The sequence below is a fragment of the Vibrio sp. R10-SG3-ISO3 genome, assembly GCF_059834225.1.
Window position 1 is genome coordinate 1 of the sequence record NZ_JCBDHE010000007.1, and the last position, 16,927, is coordinate 16,927.

Genomic DNA, 16,927 nt, shown 5'->3' on the forward strand with positions numbered 1-16,927 from the left:
AAGGTTAAGTGCAACTTTCCCACAGGTAGTTCCAGCACCTGTGGAATGGCCGGAAAAAGGCGAAGGGTTGTTACCTCAAGCGGATTTGGATATTGAACTACGCTATCACGGTGAAGAGCGCATTGCGTCACTCAGTGCGAACAGTGATTACGGACGTCATTTATTAGAACAGTTGGAGTTATGTTGAAGCGTCGATTTTTCAAAGCGGTATTGATCCCTTTTCTCTCTATACTTGCGCTGCTCCCTAACGTCACATTCGCGAACGCATTGGAAGGCATACGTGTTTGGCCTTCACCGGATGAGACTCGGGTTGTCATTGATCTTCAGTCTGAGGTGGAATACAGCTACTTCACTTTGACCACGCCGGAACGTTTGGTGGTCGACCTTAAGCAGACAACGCTGAAAACGAAACTGCCGATTAACGTTTCAGATAGCCCGGTGCTAAGCAAAATCCGCAACAGTTCACCGCCGGAAAAATCAACCTATCGCTTGGTGTTTGAGTTGAAGCGCAAGTCGGCGCCACAACTGTTCAAGCTGGCCCCAACGCCTGGGGGACAATACGGTCACCGCTTGGTGATTGATCTGCCTCACGCTGAGCGAGCGACCTCGTCCGCGCCGAGTACCTCTGCGCCTAAAGTAAGTCGAGATGCCTCCCAATTACTGGGCAACGCCGATATCGTCGTGGCGATAGACGCGGGCCATGGTGGTGAAGACCCGGGCTCTATCGGGCCAACGCGCAAATATGAAAAGCACGCAACGTTAGCGATCTCGCAAAAAATAGCGGCGCAAATCAACGCGGTACCTGGTATGAAAGCCGTGCTCACCCGTCGCGGCGACTATTACGTAAACCTCAATAAGCGCTCGGAGATCGCTCGCGAAAATCAAGCGCACTTGTTGGTCTCCGTGCACGCCGATGCGTTTAACTCACCTAAGCCTCGGGGTGGCTCGGTGTTTGTGCTCAATACAAAGCGCGCGAACTCTGAAATTGCTCGTTGGGTTGAAAACCACGAAGAGCAGTCGCAGTTGCTAGGGGGAGCCGGCGAAGTGTTGGCAAAGAACAACAGCGATCGTAATGTCAGCCAAACCTTGCTTGATCTTCAGTTTAGCCACTCCCAGAAAGAGGGCTATAAGGTCGCGACCAATATTCTGTCTGAAATGACCAAGGCGGGCGTGCACTTGCACAAGAAAGATCCCGTCAATGCGAGCTTGGCAGTATTGAAATCCCCCGACATTCCTTCTGTATTGGTCGAGACGGGCTTTATCTCAAACCCGACAGAAGAAAAATTGCTGTTCCAACGCAGCCACCAAGACAAACTGGCCCGAGCACTGGCGAAAGCGATCGTCCAATATTTTGAATCGAACCCTCCAGAAGGAACGTTATTTGCCAATCGCGGGAAAGCGATTAAGCATAAGGTCTCGCGCGGTGAGTCCTTGTCGGTGATAGCGAAACGTTATGGCACTACCACTCAAGCCATCATGCAGGCCAACAAGCTAAAGAGCACCAGTTTGGCGGTGGGGCAGAGTTTAACCATCCCTGGCGCGACATCGGCGGTGGCAGTGCCGAAGATCAGTAATCCGGTCGAGACGGAAACCCTGATACATGAAGTTCAGCGGGGCGAATATCTAGGTAAGATTGCAGAGCATTACAAAGTCTCGGTAGCGGATATCCGACGCGAGAACAATCTGACATCGGACGTGCTTAAGCTGGGACAAAAACTCAAAATTACTGTGACGATGAAAGATAAGCCACTGCGTAAACACACCGTCAAGCGCGGCGAATTTTTGGGTAAAATCGCCAGCCAGTATGACGTCAGTGTGAGCAGTATTCGCAGCGCCAATAACTTGCGCTCCGATCAGCTTGCGATTGGTCAGGTACTGATCATCCCCAATAAATAAACGTGGGTAGCCTGAATGACGATTAAAATTCTTCCCGCGCGTTTAGCCAACCAAATTGCTGCCGGAGAGGTGGTGGAACGCCCTGCGTCCGTGGTGAAAGAGTTGGTGGAAAATAGCCTCGACTCGGGCGCTAGCCGCATTGATATTGATATCGAAAAGGGCGGCGCTAAACTGATCCGTGTTCGTGACAATGGTAGCGGGATTGAAAAAGACGAGTTGGGTCTCGCGCTCAGTCGCCATGCGACCTCGAAAATTCACACCTTGGACGATTTGGAAGCCATCATGAGCTTGGGCTTTCGCGGTGAAGCGTTAGCGAGTATTAGCTCTGTTGCTCGTTTGACATTGACATCGCGTACAGCGACGCAAGATGCTGCGTGGTCAGCGTACAGCGAAGGGCGTGATATGGCCGTTAAGATTCAACCGGCTGCGCACCCGATTGGCACGACAGTCGAAGTCTTAGATCTGTTTTTCAATACCCCCGCGCGTCGCAAGTTTCTTCGTACCGAGAAAACGGAGTTTACCCATATCGATGAGCTGCTCAAACGCATCGCGCTGAGCCGTTTTGATGTCTCGATCAACTTGCGCCACAACGGAAAGTTGGTTAAACAATACCGAGCCGCGAAAACAGAGTCGCAAGCGGAAAAGCGTATTGCAGCGGTCTGTGGTAGCGGTTTTGTCCGCCACATGCTGAAAATTGAGCTGGAGCACCAAGGACTCAAACTGCATGGCTGGGTCACGACGCCACAAGGCGCGCGTGCACAAAGCGATCTGCAATATTGCTACGTCAATGGGCGTATGATGCGCGATAAACTCATCAATCATGCGATTCGTCAAAGCTACGAAACCAGCTTGAAGCCTGAACAATTTGCGGCGTATGTGCTCTTTATCGAGCTCGATCCGCATCATGTCGACGTCAATGTTCATCCTGCTAAGCATGAAGTGCGCTTTCATCAAGCGCGCTTGGTGCATGACTTTATCTATCAAGCCCTCACGGATGCCCTTGCTCAGGGAGCGCACATTGATAAGCCTGAACAGAGCCAGTCGGCGTTTCATGATGATCACACTCCACCTATTGACGCTGCCGAGCACGTCCCTGCCTATCCAGGTCGCGCTGACTATGTGAAAGCCGAGCCTACCGCTCGCAATGAGAGCCGCGTTAATGAGCGAGAGGTGTCTCACTCCTGGGTACAAAGTCGCAGCGAACCCGCTCGCAGTGGTCAGGCGCGCGGCGCGAAGATGGAGTCCGCGCCTTCTCAGGCGGAGCTCAGGGTTTATCAAACCTTACTCTCTGCAACAGAGGATGAATCTGCGACAACAGAAAAGGCGACCAAAGAAACCCAGAACTCTCACGCGCGCTCAACGTCATTTAGTGAGGAACCACCGAGCGATGAAGCGCTGACCCACGAGGAGTCAGCCCCGATCGTACAAGCCACATCGATAGTCGCTTTAGGGAAAGCCATCAGCATTGTTGCAGGGCAGTACGTGTTAATGGCAGATAAGTCGCACTCTCAGTTGGTCTCTTTGGCGAGAGCTGAGTGGTGGCGAATCAATGGTCAGTTGAATACCAAGCTAGGTCCACTGACCAGTCAGCCGTTGTTGGTCCCCCTCTCGCTTAAGCTCGAAAGCCCATTGTTGGAAAGTGCTGAGCGATATAACGAACTTTTGCTGCGTCTGGGTATCCAACTTAAGCCAAGAGGTCAGCAAGGGCTCTTGGTAATGGGCGTACCGCAACCGCTTCGTCAGCAAAATCTGCAACAATTGCTGTCAGATCTGTTATCTTACGCGGCCACTTATTCCGCGCAGGCGTTAGATGAGCCGGCACTGGTGAGATGGTTAACCAATAAGATTACTCAAACAAAAAGCGACTACACTTTATCGGAAGCGATACACATCATCGCAGAACTCGAGCAGTTATGGCACGGTCAGTTGCCACTCGATGATCGACAATTTGTTCGTCCCGTAGACTACTCTGCTACCATTGCAGCAATGACATTATGAATGACCAATTACCCCTTGCTCTGTTTTTGATGGGCCCAACCGCTTCAGGCAAAACAGAGCTCGCGATTCGATTACGCCAGCGATTTCCCGTTGAGATCATTTCGGTCGACTCCGCACTGATCTATCGAGGCATGGACATAGGCACCGCCAAGCCCGACGCGCGCGAACAAAGCCTTGCTCCCCATCGTTTGATCGATATTTTGGACCCAAGTGAATCCTATTCGGCCGCTGATTTTCGGCGAGATGCGCTTAACGAGATGCACAAGATTGTCGCCGATGGCAAGATCCCTTTGCTGGTGGGCGGTACCATGCTGTATTACAAAGCACTACTGGAAGGTTTGTCGCCTTTGCCAGCAGCGGATCCGGATATTCGGCGCAATATTGAGCAGGAAGCGCAAACTCAAGGGTGGGAGGCGCTGCACGATCAACTTAAGGCCATTGATCCTGTTTCGGCTGAGAGAATCCACCCAAATGATCCACAAAGATTGTCGCGGGCATTGGAAGTTTTTCGAATTTCAGGTAAAACTCTTACTGAGCTGACTCAAACGAAAGGAGAAGCACTCCCATTTCGTGTGAAGCAGTTCGCAATCGCACCCAAGGAAAGGGCTGAGCTCCATCGACGAATTGAGCTACGTTTTGACAAAATGATCGACGCTGGGTTTTTAGAAGAAATGCGCTCGCTGTATGCGCGCGAGGATCTTCACCCTGATCTGCCATCGATTCGTTGTGTCGGCTATCGTCAGATGTGGGACTACTTGGATGGGCAATGTACGTTGGATGAGGCTATATTTAAAGGCGTCTGTGCAACCCGTCAATTGGCCAAGCGGCAGATCACCTGGTTACGCAGCTGGGATGATTTAACTTGGTTGGATAGTGAGAACATTGACCAAGCGTTGGAAACTGTTTCAAATGCCATAGCATCGGAAGGTTTTAGCTGTGTATAATGTGATCGCTTTTGCGTGAATGTGCCCTGTAAAAGATCTGTGACTTGAAATTTGATCGTAAAGTCGTCATAACAGTGAGGGACAGGGTGTTTTTTATTCATTTAGCTCAGATGCAAAGGTCGCACCTATTTTTACGCGCACCACTAGCTAAATAACTAGAACAAAATTACAAAATAAGGAAAATAAAAATGGCTAAGGGGCAATCTCTTCAAGACCCATTCTTAAATGCATTACGTCGCGAGCGTATTCCAGTCTCTATCTACCTAGTAAACGGAATTAAACTACAAGGTCAGATCGAATCTTTCGACCAATTTGTTATCTTGTTGAAAAACACAGTAAACCAAATGGTCTACAAACACGCTATCTCAACGGTTGTGCCTGCGCGTGCAGTAAGCCACCACAGTGGTGAACGCCCTCAAGGTGACCGTCCTCAAGGTGGCGAGCGTTCTCAAGAGAAATCTGACGATTAATTTTCTCTACGCACACACATTACTGTTAAGGAGTTGATTGCTTGTTTGACCGTTATGAAGCCGGTGAGCGAGCCGTACTTGTTCATATCAACTTTACGCAAGAAGGGGAGTGGGAAGATCTCAGCGAATTCGAAATGCTGGTATCTTCAGCTGGAGTCAACGCGTTACAAGTCGTAACCGGGAGCAGACAGTCACCACACCCCAAATACTACGTCGGAGAGGGTAAAGCCCAAGAAATTGCGCAAGCTGTGCAGTTGAATGGGGCAGATATCGTGATTTTCAATCACGCCCTCTCTCCTGCCCAAGAACGTAACCTCGAAAAGCTGTGTCAATGTCGAGTATTGGACCGTACGGGTTTGATCTTAGATATTTTTGCTCAGCGCGCTCGTACTCACGAAGGCAAGTTGCAAGTGGAACTGGCGCAGTTGCGTCATATCTCAACGCGACTGATTCGAGGTTGGACTCACCTTGAAAGACAAAAAGGTGGGATCGGGTTACGTGGTCCAGGTGAAACTCAGTTAGAGACTGACCGACGTTTATTGCGTGATCGGATTAAAGCCATCTTGCGCCGCCTAGAGAAAGTGGCCAAGCAGCGCGAACAAGGTCGCCGAGCTAGAAGTCGAGCGGAAATCCCAACCGTCTCCCTTGTTGGATACACCAACGCAGGGAAATCTACCCTATTCAACCGAATCACTGAAGCGGGCGTTTACGCTGCTGATCAGCTGTTTGCCACGCTTGATCCAACGCTGAGAAAAATAGACTTGGCCGATGTCGGTCCAGCAATCTTAGCGGATACGGTTGGATTTATTCGTCATTTACCACACGATCTGATCGCCGCTTTTAAAGCGACGCTGCAAGAGACGCAAGAAGCTGACATTTTGTTACATGTTGTCGATGCCAGTGACGACCGTTTTCGTGAGAATATTCATGCAGTTCATGTGGTACTTGAAGAAATTGATGCCCATGAAGTCCCAGCTTTGCTGGTGATGAATAAGATAGACAATCTAGAAGACCAGAAACCTCGTATAGAAAGAGATGAGGAAGGCATTCCTCGTGCTGTATGGGTATCGGCAATGGAAGGCGTGGGTATTGAATTGCTGTTTGAGGCTCTTACCGAGCGTCTCTCTAGCCAAATGGTTCAGTACCAACTGCGAATCCCGCCACAACATCAAGGGCGAATTCGTAGTACATTCTTCCAGATGAAATGTATTCAACAGGAAGAGTATGATTCCGATGGTGACTTGTTGATCGAGATTCGAATGCAACAAGCGGATTGGTCTAGACTTGAAAAAAGAGAAGGGGCAGTTTTACGTGACTTTATAGTTACTTAAATGACTGCTACAGTATAACGTCATATCAAATGATGGAGCTTTCTAATGGCGTGGAATGAGCCTGGTAATAACAACGGCAACGATGGCCGCGATAATGACCCGTGGGGTAACAATAATCGCGGTAACAAAGGTGGCCGTGATCAAGGACCGCCAGACTTAGACGAAGTGTTTAGCAAACTGAGTCAGAAACTGGGTGGAAAGTTTGGTGGTAAAGGAGGCGGTAAAGGACCGTCTATCGGTGGTGGCGGAGCAATCGGCTTTGGCATTATCGCTGCGATCGCGGTCGCAATTTGGTTCTTTGCAGGTTTCTATACTATCGGCGAAGCGGAGCGCGGTGTTGTGTTGCGCCTCGGTAAATATGATCGCGTGGTCGATCCTGGTTTGAACTGGCGTCCTCGTTTCATTGACGAAGTGACCCCGGTGAACGTGCAAGCGATTCGTTCGTTGCGCTCTTCAGGTTTGATGCTGACCAAAGACGAAAACGTCGTCACGGTGGCGATGGACGTTCAATACCGTGTGGCGGAACCCTATAAGTACCTGTTCCGAGTGACCAACGCAGATGACAGCTTACGCCAAGCGACCGACTCTGCGTTGCGCGCTGTGATTGGTGACTCATTGATGGATAGCATTTTGACCAGTGGTCGTCAGCAAATCCGTCAAAGTACTCAAGAAACGTTGAACGACATTGTCGACAGCTATGATATGGGCTTAGTCATTGTTGATGTCAACTTCCAATCTGCACGTCCACCAGAGCAAGTGAAAGACGCTTTTGATGATGCGATCGCAGCTCGAGAGGATGAAGAGCGTTTCATCCGAGAAGCGGAAGCGTACAAGAATGAAATCTTGCCCAAAGCGACCGGTCGGGCGGAGCGTTTGAAGAAAGAAGCGCAAGGTTACAACGAGCGTATTACTAACGAGGCCCTAGGTCAGGTTGCTCAGTTTGAAAAACTGTTGCCTGAGTACCAAGCGGCGCCGGAAGTCACGCGTAATCGTCTGTACCTAGATGCGATGGAAGAGGTTTACACCCGTTCATCGAAAGTGCTGATTGATTCCGAATCGAGCGGCAACCTCTTGTACTTGCCTATTGATAAGTTGGCGGGTCAAGATCAAGTGTCAACAAAGCGCAGTACTAAGTCATCTTCTAGTTATGATCAAATTGAGCTTGAATCCCAGCGTACTGATACCACTTCAGACACCTCATCTCGTTCAACTGATTCACGTCAAGGGAGATACTAAGAATGCGTAAGTTAATGATCCCTGTATTAGTCGTTGCATTGGCTCTGATGTTGATGTCTTTATTTGTCATTCCTGAAGGCGAGCGCGGTATCGTGATTCGATTTGGTCGAGTGCTGAAAGACAACAACGATGTGTCTCGCATTTACGAGCCGGGTCTGCACTTCAAAATGCCGATGTTCGATCGTGTTAAAACACTCGATGCACGTATTCAGACCATGGACGGCCGTTCAGACCGCTTCGTGACCTCTGAGAAAAAAGACGTCATCATCGATTCCTACGTTAAGTGGCGTATCGAAGATTTCGGTCAATACTACTTGGCGACCGGTGGTGGTAATACGCTGACGGCGGAAGCGCTCCTTGAGCGTAAAGTCACTGACGTATTGCGTTCTGAAATCGGTGCTCGTGAGATCAAACAGATCGTGTCAGGTCCGCGTAACAACGACGTTCTACCTGACAGTGCAGATGCGGATGTCGTCACGACTGAAGCGGCCAAAGAGGCACTTGAGATTGATGGTCAGCGTGACCAAATCATGCAAGAAGTGTTGAACGACACGCGTCGCAGCGCACTGAAAGACTTGGGTGTTCGTGTGGTTGACTTCAGAATGAAGAAAATCAACCTACCTGATGAGATCAGTGAGTCTATCTATCGCCGTATGCGTGCAGAGCGTGAGTCAGTGGCGCGTAAGCACCGCTCTCAAGGCCGCGAAAAAGCGGAAGTGATTCGCGCACAAGCCGAACTTGAAGTGGCGACTATCCTTGCGGAAGCAGACAAAACCGCGCGTGTGACGCGAGGTGAAGCGGATGCACAAGCGGCGAAAATCTACTCGTCAGCGTACAATAAAGACCCTGAGTTCTATGGGTTCCTACGTTCGCTCAAAGCTTACGAGAAATCGTTCAGCGATAAGAGTGATATTCTGGTCTTGGATCCTAAGAGTGAGTTCTTTAAATACATGAACAACTCTGCGGGTGCCGCCGCGAAGTAATTCGCTATTGATGAATAAAGGCTCCGTTATGACGGAGCCTTTATTTTTTGTCTCTCATAGGATGGTTTACCATTGTCGCCGCCTGAGCGTTTGCATGCGCACGTGGCGCGGGAAAAGGAGCTGAGGATGTCTAACTCATTGTGGCTGGCACTGGGCATTGTGTTGATAGTCGAAGGGCTAGGGCCATTAATCGCGCCCAAAGGGTGGCGAGCCATGATTGCCCAGATCAGCGATCAATCAGACCACCACTTAAGACGCATGGGCGGCTGTCTCGTGGTGGCGGGCGCCGTGATTGCTTATGTGTTTGGTTAGCCTTACCGAGAGGCTTATAGCCTGCAATGCAATGTGGCTATGACGATCAGTAATGGGGAGGCGGCGTCTCTTCTGAAGGGTCAGCCAGATTCGAGCTGTCCATGTTTTTCACTTTACCGACAACGTATTTCATCTGATCCTGCATTTTGGTGATCAGTAATTGCTGCTGGCTAAGTGCAATGTTGAGGCTCTCTACCGTTTGTTCTTGGAAGGCAAGTTGGCACTCCAAGTCATTGATGCGGTTTTCTAGTTGTTCAATAAGTGTTTCGCTCATCGTATTACTCATCTAGCTGCCAAGCTTGGGCAATGCCTGCGGATGTTGCAGAAATGACACGCCCTCGGTTATCAAAGGCAGCATCATACACCACTGCGCGAGGAGGGCGAGCATCTTTTAGTGGTACGGCTTCAAAGCCGTCGATGCGCTTTCCGCTATTGACGTCCCACACCATAATTCGACTCGACGGCGTGCCTGTTACGAGCTTTTGCCCATCATCAGAAAAGCGGGCGCTAGAGAAAATAAGCTGCCGTGAGAAACTTCGCAGTTGAGCGTGTTGTTCGCCGGTGCTTAAATCCCAAATGAACGCTTGATTGCCACCATCAGAAGTGAACGCAAACTTGGCATCGCGATGCAAAGCAACACGATTAATGCGCTGCTCATGCTCAAAGGTTTTTAGAATTTGCCCGGTATTGGTGTCCCATAAGTAAGCGGTGTAATCGTTGCCGCCAGACAGAGCAAAGCGCCCATTGGGCGACAGCGCAACAGAATTGACTTTTTCATTGTGCGCGAGGAACTCAAGACGACGTCCGGTGACTAAGTTGACGTAAATCGCTTTACCATTGGAGAGCCCAAGTAATACCTGTTCGCCATTGCTGGCGATGTCGATATCGCGTATCAGTCCGTCGGATATTGACCACAGACCTTGCGCTTGCGTCCACGCTAAATCCCACACGGCGAAGTTGATTTGAGTGGCGGTCACAGCAAAGCGACCATTGTCGGAGATGCGAATGGTGGATACGGTACTGGCTTGAGGGTCTTGCTCACCCAGTGAGGCCAGAGGTTGGCTCTCCACTAAATCCCATAGTACAAGCTGATGTTCTTTGGAATAGAGCAGGGCGAAGCGAGCATCACGGCTTAATGCAAAGCTCGTGGCGCCATTGGGTTCAATCTCCCAGCGCTGAACATCACTCGATGAGTAAAAACAGCCATTTATTAACGCTGAAATGACAACAACAATGATGACCTTGTTAAAAATTATCCGCATTAGGTCCAAATATCCGCTTGGTTTGGTTTAATTAAGCCGTATATTGGTTATATTGGTACAACATGTAATTGCACACCACTCTTTCTTAAAGATTTGTGCACAAAGACAAAATGCTTCAATTTGGAGAGTTTAATGAAATCTATTTTTAAAGTGTCACTGCTTGCTGCAACGGTTGCGCTAGCGGCTGGCTGTCAAAAAGACGAAGAGCCAAAAACCGACACTGCCCCAGCTGCTGAACAAGTTCAAGCAGAGACAGGAAAAGCGGTTCACTTTAAAACCGAAGACGATAAAGCGGCGTATGCTATCGGTGTGTCGTTTGCTAACTACCTGAGCACCAGTCTTGATAAGCCAAACGAAATTGGCATTTCCCTCAACAAAGACCTGGTTCTAAAAGGGATTGAGCATGTGTTTGCGGGCAACCCCGAACTGAGCGAAGAAGAGACGCGTGCTGCGCTAGAAGCGTTGGATCAACGTGTAGCAGAAACCATGCAAAAGCAAGCCGCTGAAAAAGCGCAAGCAGCGAAAGCGGCAGGTGATGAATTCCGCGCTGAATTTGAACAGCAAGACGGTGTCGTGAAGACAGAATCTGGCTTGTTGTACCAAGTGATGACGGCAGCGGAAGGTGAGCAACCAAAAGATACCGATACCGTGCAGGTGCATTACAAAGGTACGCTGATCGATGGTACTCAATTTGACAGCTCATACGATCGCGGCGAGCCAGCCACCTTCCCACTCAATCGAGTGATCCCAGGTTGGACCGAAGGCGTACAGCTCATGCCTGTTGGCTCAAAATTCAAATTCGTGATTCCGCCAGAGTTGGCGTATGGCGAGCAGGACACCCCATCGATTCCGGCGAACTCAACACTCGTGTTTGAAGTTGAGCTACTTAAGATTGAAAACGGTGAAGAAGCCGCGCAGTAATCTTCTGCGGTTATTCTCTTATTGGAGCCCGGCCATGTGCCGGGCTTTTTTCTACCCTTCCAAAGCAGCGTTCGATACTAGTTGGCGATGGGATCGTTCAGGTGAGGATAGCGTTCAGAGATGCGCCCGCGCACACGGATAGACGCGATTTATTTGTTCTAAGTCACTAGATGCTCGGTTTACGGGATCTGATTTTCAAAATTTCTGATAAACTTACAGCAATTTGTTGATTTTTCGCTCTAAGGCTAGAAAGTGACCACTACAGAAACACTAAATACCGATATGTTGCTTGAAATGGAATCTGTCAACGTGATGCCATTTAGTGAGCACGACAAGATCATTCTGCGCTCGTATGAGGCCGTGGTGGATGGCATCGCAAGCTTAATCGGCCCATTCTGTGAGATCGTTTTGCACTCATTGGAAGATCTCAACACCTCTGCGATTAAGATTGCCAATGGCGAAAACACCGGACGCCAAGTGGGATCGCCGATCACCGATTTGGCGCTGAAAATGCTGCGTGATATCGAAGGATCAGAGCGTAACTTTTCTCGCTCTTACTTTACGCGCGCGAAAGGCGGTGTGCTCATGAAGTCTATCACCGTTGCTATTCGCAATGGCGAGAACCGGGTGATTGGCCTTTTGTGTATCAACGTCAACCTGGATGCGCCCTTCTCGCAAGTGCTGCAATCGTTTATGCCGACCGAAGAAGCCAAACAAGCCGCTTCATCGGTTAACTTTGCGAGCGATGTTGAAGAGCTGGTGGATCAGACGGTTGAGCGCACCATTGAAGAGATCAATGCTGACAAATCAGTATCGAATAACACCAAAAATCGCCAAATCGTGATGGAGTTGTTTGATAAGGGCATTTTTGACATTAAAGACGCGATCAACCGTGTTGCCGACCGTTTGAATATCTCTAAGCACACCGTGTATCTCTATATCCGTCAGCGTAAAACGGAAGAAGACGAAAGATGAGCGCATTGAGTTACACCTTGGTCGTGAATGGCGGTGTGTATGGTACGCAGTCTGCGCGCAGTGCCTACCAGTTTGCCCTCGCGTTAATCGAAAAAGGCCATCAATTGGTGAGCGTGTTTTTTTATCAAGATGGCGTTAGCAATGCCAGTCGTCTCGTGGTGCCCGCCAATGATGAGTGGGATTTAACCCAAGCATGGCAAGCACTGGCTGCCGAGCATGGCGTGCGTCTTGAAACCTGTGTGGCCGCCGCGCTACGCCGCGGAATTGTCAGTGACGATGAAGCTACACTGCATGCACTACCAAACAGCAACCTCAGTGAAGGTTTTGTTCAAGCGGGGCTAGGTAGTCTTGCTGAGGCGATGTTGAGTCAAGATAGGGTGGTGCAGTTTTGAGTCAGCTCACGTATTTCTTTCGCAGTGCACCTCATGCCACCGCCTCAGGTCGAGAAGGCATCGATGCATTGATGGCCGCATCGGCGTACTGTGAATCGATTGCCGTCATCTTCAGTGGCGATGGTGTGTATCAGTTACTGCAAGGGCAGCAAGCCAGTTACATACTCTGTAAAGAGTACGCACCTATGATGAAGCTGTTTGAGCTTTATGACATAGAGGATGTGTTTGTCTGCGCCGTATCGTTATCTGAACGGGGTCTATCGCATGCCGATCTCGTTATCGATGCTAGGCCTCTCTCGGTTTCTGAAATACAAGCCGAGTTGGCAAAAGCGTCGGCGCTGCTGTCGTTCTAAGAGGTAACATGCTTCATATTATTAAATCACAATCCGCGTTGGCAGACGCGCTGCGTATTGCCCATCCTACACAAGATGACTTGATACTGATTGAAGAGGCGATCTACGGCGCGACCATGCATAGCCCCCTTTTTACAGCGCTTAAGGCGCATCAGGTTCACGTCTTACACAGTGATGCATCGGCGCGCGGTATGACGTCACGTTTGAGCCCATCTTATCGTCTGATTGACCACGGTGAGTTTGTTGACCTGACGGTCTCTCACGAGACATCGCTGACTTGGGATTGAGTCATCACTGGCCTATCGGGGGAAAGTGGACAAAAAAGATCCGTATATTTCTTGACACACCTCTCACTGCTGCATAGAATTTTGCGTCCCTAATTACCATTCGTGATTCGGGATAGATTTTTCACAAAGCTTACTTTCAAGTAAATCAGGAGCTAGTTAATGGCAACTATTAACCAGTTGGTACGTAAGCCTCGTGCAAAGCAAGTTGTTAAAAGCAACGTGCCTGCACTAGAAGCGTGTCCACAAAAACGTGGTGTATGTACTCGTGTTTACACTACTACACCTAAAAAACCTAACTCAGCACTTCGTAAAGTATGTCGTGTTCGTCTAACGAACGGCTTCGAAGTGACTTCGTACATCGGTGGTGAAGGCCACAACCTTCAAGAGCACTCAGTTGTTCTAATCCGCGGCGGTCGTGTAAAAGACCTTCCGGGTGTACGTTACCACACAGTTCGCGGCGCACTAGACTGTGCTGGCGTTAACGACCGTAAACAAGGTCGTTCTAAGTACGGTGTTAAGCGTCCAAAATCTTAATGGTATCCGTTAAGTAAGGCCAAACACTAAATTATATTTAATTTTTGAAGAAACTGAAAAGTTTTGGATAACCTGAAGAAGACAACGGAGAAAATCCATGCCACGTCGTCGCGTCATCGGTCAGCGTAAGATCCTTCCAGATCCAAAGTTCAAATCTGAACTGCTGGCAAAATTCGTTAACATCCTAATGGTTGACGGTAAGAAATCTACTGCAGAGAAAATTGTTTACACTGCACTAGACACTATGGCTGAGAAATCTGGTAAAGATCACTTAGCTGTATTTGAAGAAGCTCTTGAAAATGTTCGCCCAGCGGTAGAGGTTAAATCTCGCCGTGTAGGTGGTTCAACTTACCAAGTACCTGTAGAAGTTCGTCCGGTTCGCCGTAACGCACTTGCTATGCGTTGGTTGGTTGAAGCTGCGCGTAAGCGTGGTGAAAAATCTATGGCTCAACGCCTAGCTGCTGAAATGCTAGACGCGTCTGAGAACAAAGGTACTGCGGTTAAGAAACGTGAAGACGTTCACCGCATGGCTGACGCAAACAAAGCGTTCGCACATTACCGTTGGTAATACCTTTATCGTGCTGCGAGATCTCTCGCAGCACTTCAATAGTTCCTATGCGCAAGCTAGGAACTATTGCTATATCTGAAACACAGAAAATCGCTCATCTAAAGCGCGACATCGTTAACTGAAGACGCCCACGCTCAACTCGAGCATTCTTCGTTCTGTCGTTTCGACATAGCAATAGTCCCTATATCCCAATTGAAGAGGATTCTATCGTGGCTCGTAAAACACCGATTGAGCGCTACCGTAATATTGGTATCGTCGCTCACGTAGACGCAGGTAAAACCACCACAAGTGAACGTATTCTATTCTACACTGGTCTTTCTCATAAGATTGGTGAGGTTCACGATGGCGCTGCTACCATGGACTGGATGGAGCAGGAGCAAGAGCGTGGTATCACTATCACCTCCGCTGCCACGACCACTTTCTGGCGTGGTATGGAAGCGCAATTCCAAGATCACCGCATTAACATCATTGATACTCCTGGACACGTTGATTTTACCATCGAAGTAGAGCGCTCGTTGCGCGTACTCGACGGCGCCGTTGTCGTTTTCTGTGGTTCATCTGGTGTTGAGCCGCAATCGGAAACGGTTTGGCGTCAAGCAGATAAGTATCATGTCCCTCGCATGGTGTTCGTCAACAAGATGGACCGTGCAGGCGCTGACTTCCTTCGTGTCGTTAAGCAAATCAAGACTCGTTTGGGCGCCAATCCTGTGCCTATCCAACTTAACGTTGGTGCGGAAGATGAGTTCCGAGGCGTGATTGATCTTATCAAGATGAAGATGATCAACTGGAACGAAGCTGACCAAGGTATGACCTTCAATTATGAAGAGATTCCAGCAGATATGGTTGATCTGGCTGAAGAGTGGCGCAGTAACCTAGTTGAATCAGCAGCGGAAGCCAGCGAAGAGTTGATGGACAAATACCTTGAAGAAGGTGAGTTGACCGAGAGTGAAATCAAGCAAGCGCTTCGCACTCGTACACTGAATAACGAAATCGTATTGGCCACTTGTGGTAGTGCGTTTAAGAACAAAGGCGTGCAAGCCGTGCTGGATGCCGTGGTGGAATACCTACCATCACCGATCGATGTACCTGCTATCAAAGGCATCGATGAGAACGAAAACGACGTTGAGCGCCATGCTGACGATAACGAACCGTTTTCAGCGTTGGCATTTAAAATTGCCACCGACCCGTTTGTTGGCACGCTTACCTTCATGCGCGTTTACTCAGGTGTCGTCAACTCAGGCGATGCTGTGTACAACTCAGTGAAGCAGAAGAAAGAGCGCTTTGGGCGTATCGTTCAGATGCATTCCAACAAGCGTGAAGAGATCAAAGAAATCCGCGCGGGTGATATTGCGGCAGCGATTGGCCTGAAAGATGTCACCACGGGTGATACGCTTTGTGATGCGAACCACAAGGTGATCCTAGAGCGCATGGAATTCCCTGCTCCAGTGATTCAGATTGCCGTAGAGCCACGCTCTGTTGCCGATCAAGAAAAGATGGCGATTGCGCTGGGTAAACTGGCTGCAGAAGATCCCTCATTCCGCGTCGAAACGGATGATGAAACCGGTCAAACCTTGATCTCGGGTATGGGTGAGCTTCACCTAGATATCATCGTTGACCGAATGAAGCGTGAGTTCAGCGTTGACTGCAACGTAGGTAAACCTCAGGTGGCTTACCGTGAAACGATCCGCGGCAGCGCGGAAGTGGAAGGCAAGTTTGTTCGCCAATCTGGTGGTCGTGGTCAATATGGTCACGTATGGATCAAACTAGAGCCCTCTGAACCGGGTGCGGGTTTTGTCTTTGTCGACGAAATCGTGGGTGGTGTGGTTCCTAAGGAATACATCAGCTCGGTAGCGAAAGGTATCGAAGAGCAAATGAACAGTGGTGTTCTAGCAGGCTACCCTGTACTAGATATTAAAGCGACCTTGTTCGACGGTTCTTACCACGATGTTGACTCTAACGAGATGGCGTTTAAGATCGCTGGCTCGATGGCATTCAAGAAGGGTTCATTAGAAGCACAACCTGTACTTCTTGAGCCGATGATGAATGTTGAAGTCACCACTCCTGAAGATTGGATGGGTGACGTTGTAGGTGACCTAAACCGCCGTCGCGGTATGATTGAAGGTATGGACGATGGTGTTGCGGGTATTAAAATTATCCGTGCCCAAGTGCCACTCTCTGAGATGTTTGGTTACGCTACAGACCTCCGTTCTGCGACTCAAGGCCGTGCGTCTTACTCTATGGAGTTTAATGAGTACGCTGAAGTACCGAAAAACTTTGCAGACAAAATTGTTGCAGAGCGAGGTTATTAATGAAGCGGCTTGATCGTAGAAAAAGTGTGTGCTTTTTTTAAAGATCAAGGCGTCGAAATATTGCGCTGACGGACGTTGGCGCATAAAATAGCAATTTCTGGCGCGTCTCGATCAATTCTGATCGTGGCGAATCATAACTAGGAAGGAACACGAACG

The 16,927-nt window shown here is 49.3% G+C and carries 18 protein-coding genes and 1 pseudogene; 17 read left to right on the forward strand and 2 right to left on the reverse strand.

Annotated elements, in window-relative coordinates; all coding sequences use genetic code 11:
• The 9 genes and pseudogenes from AC6R1A_RS00970 to AC6R1A_RS01010 all read left to right on the forward strand — a co-directional run.
• A pseudogene (locus tag AC6R1A_RS00970) lies at positions 1 to 187 on the forward strand (hypothetical protein); the annotation flags it as partial.
• Positions 181 to 1,896, forward strand: coding sequence for a LysM peptidoglycan-binding domain-containing protein (locus tag AC6R1A_RS00975; RefSeq protein WP_334555711.1), 1,716 nt, complete (start codon positions 181 to 183; stop codon positions 1,894 to 1,896). The pseudogene AC6R1A_RS00970 and the gene AC6R1A_RS00975, both read left to right, overlap by 7 nt.
• A gap of 15 nt (positions 1,897 to 1,911) precedes the next feature.
• The gene (mutL, locus tag AC6R1A_RS00980) at positions 1,912 to 3,894 is read left to right on the forward strand and encodes a DNA mismatch repair endonuclease MutL (protein ID WP_500633112.1); all 1,983 of its coding nucleotides are present in this window, start codon (positions 1,912 to 1,914) and stop codon (positions 3,892 to 3,894) included.
• Entirely contained in the window at positions 3,891 to 4,838 is a 948-nt protein-coding gene (gene miaA / locus AC6R1A_RS00985; protein ID WP_500638748.1) for a tRNA (adenosine(37)-N6)-dimethylallyltransferase MiaA, read from the forward strand. The genes mutL and miaA overlap by 4 nt, the downstream gene beginning before the upstream one ends.
• Positions 4,839 to 5,026: 188 nt before the next feature.
• The gene (hfq, locus tag AC6R1A_RS00990; protein WP_334555714.1) at positions 5,027 to 5,308 is read left to right on the forward strand and encodes an RNA chaperone Hfq; all 282 of its coding nucleotides are present in this window, start codon (positions 5,027 to 5,029) and stop codon (positions 5,306 to 5,308) included.
• A gap of 41 nt (positions 5,309 to 5,349) precedes the next feature.
• Positions 5,350 to 6,639 (forward strand): ribosome rescue GTPase HflX, encoded by a 1,290-nt coding sequence (gene hflX / locus AC6R1A_RS00995; protein ID WP_500633124.1) that lies wholly within the window; start codon positions 5,350 to 5,352, stop codon positions 6,637 to 6,639.
• 45 nt (positions 6,640 to 6,684) lie between these two features.
• Complete coding sequence (gene hflK / locus AC6R1A_RS01000) at positions 6,685 to 7,875, forward strand: FtsH protease activity modulator HflK (RefSeq protein ID WP_500632074.1); 1,191 nt, start codon at positions 6,685 to 6,687, stop codon at positions 7,873 to 7,875.
• A gap of 2 nt (positions 7,876 to 7,877) precedes the next feature.
• Positions 7,878 to 8,858, forward strand: a complete 981-nt coding sequence (gene hflC / locus AC6R1A_RS01005; protein WP_334555717.1) for a protease modulator HflC — start codon at positions 7,878 to 7,880, stop codon at positions 8,856 to 8,858.
• A gap of 126 nt (positions 8,859 to 8,984) precedes the next feature.
• Positions 8,985 to 9,170 (forward strand): DUF2065 domain-containing protein, encoded by a 186-nt coding sequence (locus AC6R1A_RS01010; RefSeq protein WP_500633123.1) that lies wholly within the window; start codon positions 8,985 to 8,987, stop codon positions 9,168 to 9,170.
• 46 nt (positions 9,171 to 9,216) lie between these two features.
• Here AC6R1A_RS01010 and AC6R1A_RS01015 read toward each other — a convergent pair whose 3' ends face one another.
• Both AC6R1A_RS01015 and AC6R1A_RS01020 read right to left on the reverse strand, forming a co-directional pair.
• Positions 9,217 to 9,444, reverse strand: coding sequence for a SlyX family protein (locus AC6R1A_RS01015; protein ID WP_500632072.1), 228 nt, complete (start codon positions 9,442 to 9,444; stop codon positions 9,217 to 9,219).
• A 4-nt stretch (positions 9,445 to 9,448) separates the two neighbouring features.
• A complete protein-coding gene (locus tag AC6R1A_RS01020; RefSeq protein WP_487903607.1) occupies positions 9,449 to 10,432 on the reverse strand; it encodes a WD40 repeat domain-containing protein in 984 nt (327 codons plus the stop codon).
• A gap of 132 nt (positions 10,433 to 10,564) precedes the next feature.
• Between AC6R1A_RS01020 and fkpA the strand changes: the two genes are divergently transcribed.
• The 8 genes from fkpA to fusA all read left to right on the forward strand — a co-directional run bounded on the left by fkpA (position 10,565) and on the right by fusA (position 16,771).
• Positions 10,565 to 11,353, forward strand: a complete 789-nt coding sequence (fkpA, locus tag AC6R1A_RS01025; protein ID WP_500632071.1) for an FKBP-type peptidyl-prolyl cis-trans isomerase — start codon at positions 10,565 to 10,567, stop codon at positions 11,351 to 11,353.
• A gap of 252 nt (positions 11,354 to 11,605) precedes the next feature.
• A complete protein-coding gene (locus tag AC6R1A_RS01030; RefSeq protein WP_334555722.1) occupies positions 11,606 to 12,328 on the forward strand; it encodes a helix-turn-helix transcriptional regulator in 723 nt (240 codons plus the stop codon).
• Entirely contained in the window at positions 12,325 to 12,720 is a 396-nt protein-coding gene (gene tusD / locus AC6R1A_RS01035; RefSeq protein WP_500628035.1) for a sulfurtransferase complex subunit TusD, read from the forward strand. The genes AC6R1A_RS01030 and tusD overlap by 4 nt, the downstream gene beginning before the upstream one ends.
• Complete coding sequence (gene tusC / locus AC6R1A_RS01040) at positions 12,717 to 13,073, forward strand: sulfurtransferase complex subunit TusC (RefSeq protein ID WP_500632070.1); 357 nt, start codon at positions 12,717 to 12,719, stop codon at positions 13,071 to 13,073. The genes tusD and tusC overlap by 4 nt, the downstream gene beginning before the upstream one ends.
• Before the next feature lie 8 nt (positions 13,074 to 13,081).
• On the forward strand, positions 13,082 to 13,360 hold the full coding sequence (gene tusB / locus AC6R1A_RS01045; protein WP_487903603.1) for a sulfurtransferase complex subunit TusB: 279 nt from the start codon (positions 13,082 to 13,084) through the stop codon (positions 13,358 to 13,360).
• Positions 13,361 to 13,519: 159 nt separating this feature from the next.
• Complete coding sequence (gene rpsL / locus AC6R1A_RS01050; RefSeq protein WP_004399892.1) at positions 13,520 to 13,894, forward strand: 30S ribosomal protein S12; 375 nt, start codon at positions 13,520 to 13,522, stop codon at positions 13,892 to 13,894.
• 97 nt (positions 13,895 to 13,991) lie between these two features.
• Positions 13,992 to 14,462 carry a 30S ribosomal protein S7 gene (gene rpsG / locus AC6R1A_RS01055; RefSeq protein ID WP_045957025.1) on the forward strand — a complete coding sequence of 157 codons (471 nt, stop codon included), beginning with the start codon at positions 13,992 to 13,994 and terminating at the stop codon, positions 14,460 to 14,462.
• A 209-nt stretch (positions 14,463 to 14,671) separates the two neighbouring features.
• Positions 14,672 to 16,771, forward strand: a complete 2,100-nt coding sequence (gene fusA, locus AC6R1A_RS01060; RefSeq protein WP_487903602.1) for an elongation factor G — start codon at positions 14,672 to 14,674, stop codon at positions 16,769 to 16,771.
• Positions 16,772 to 16,927: the final 156 nt, after the last annotated feature.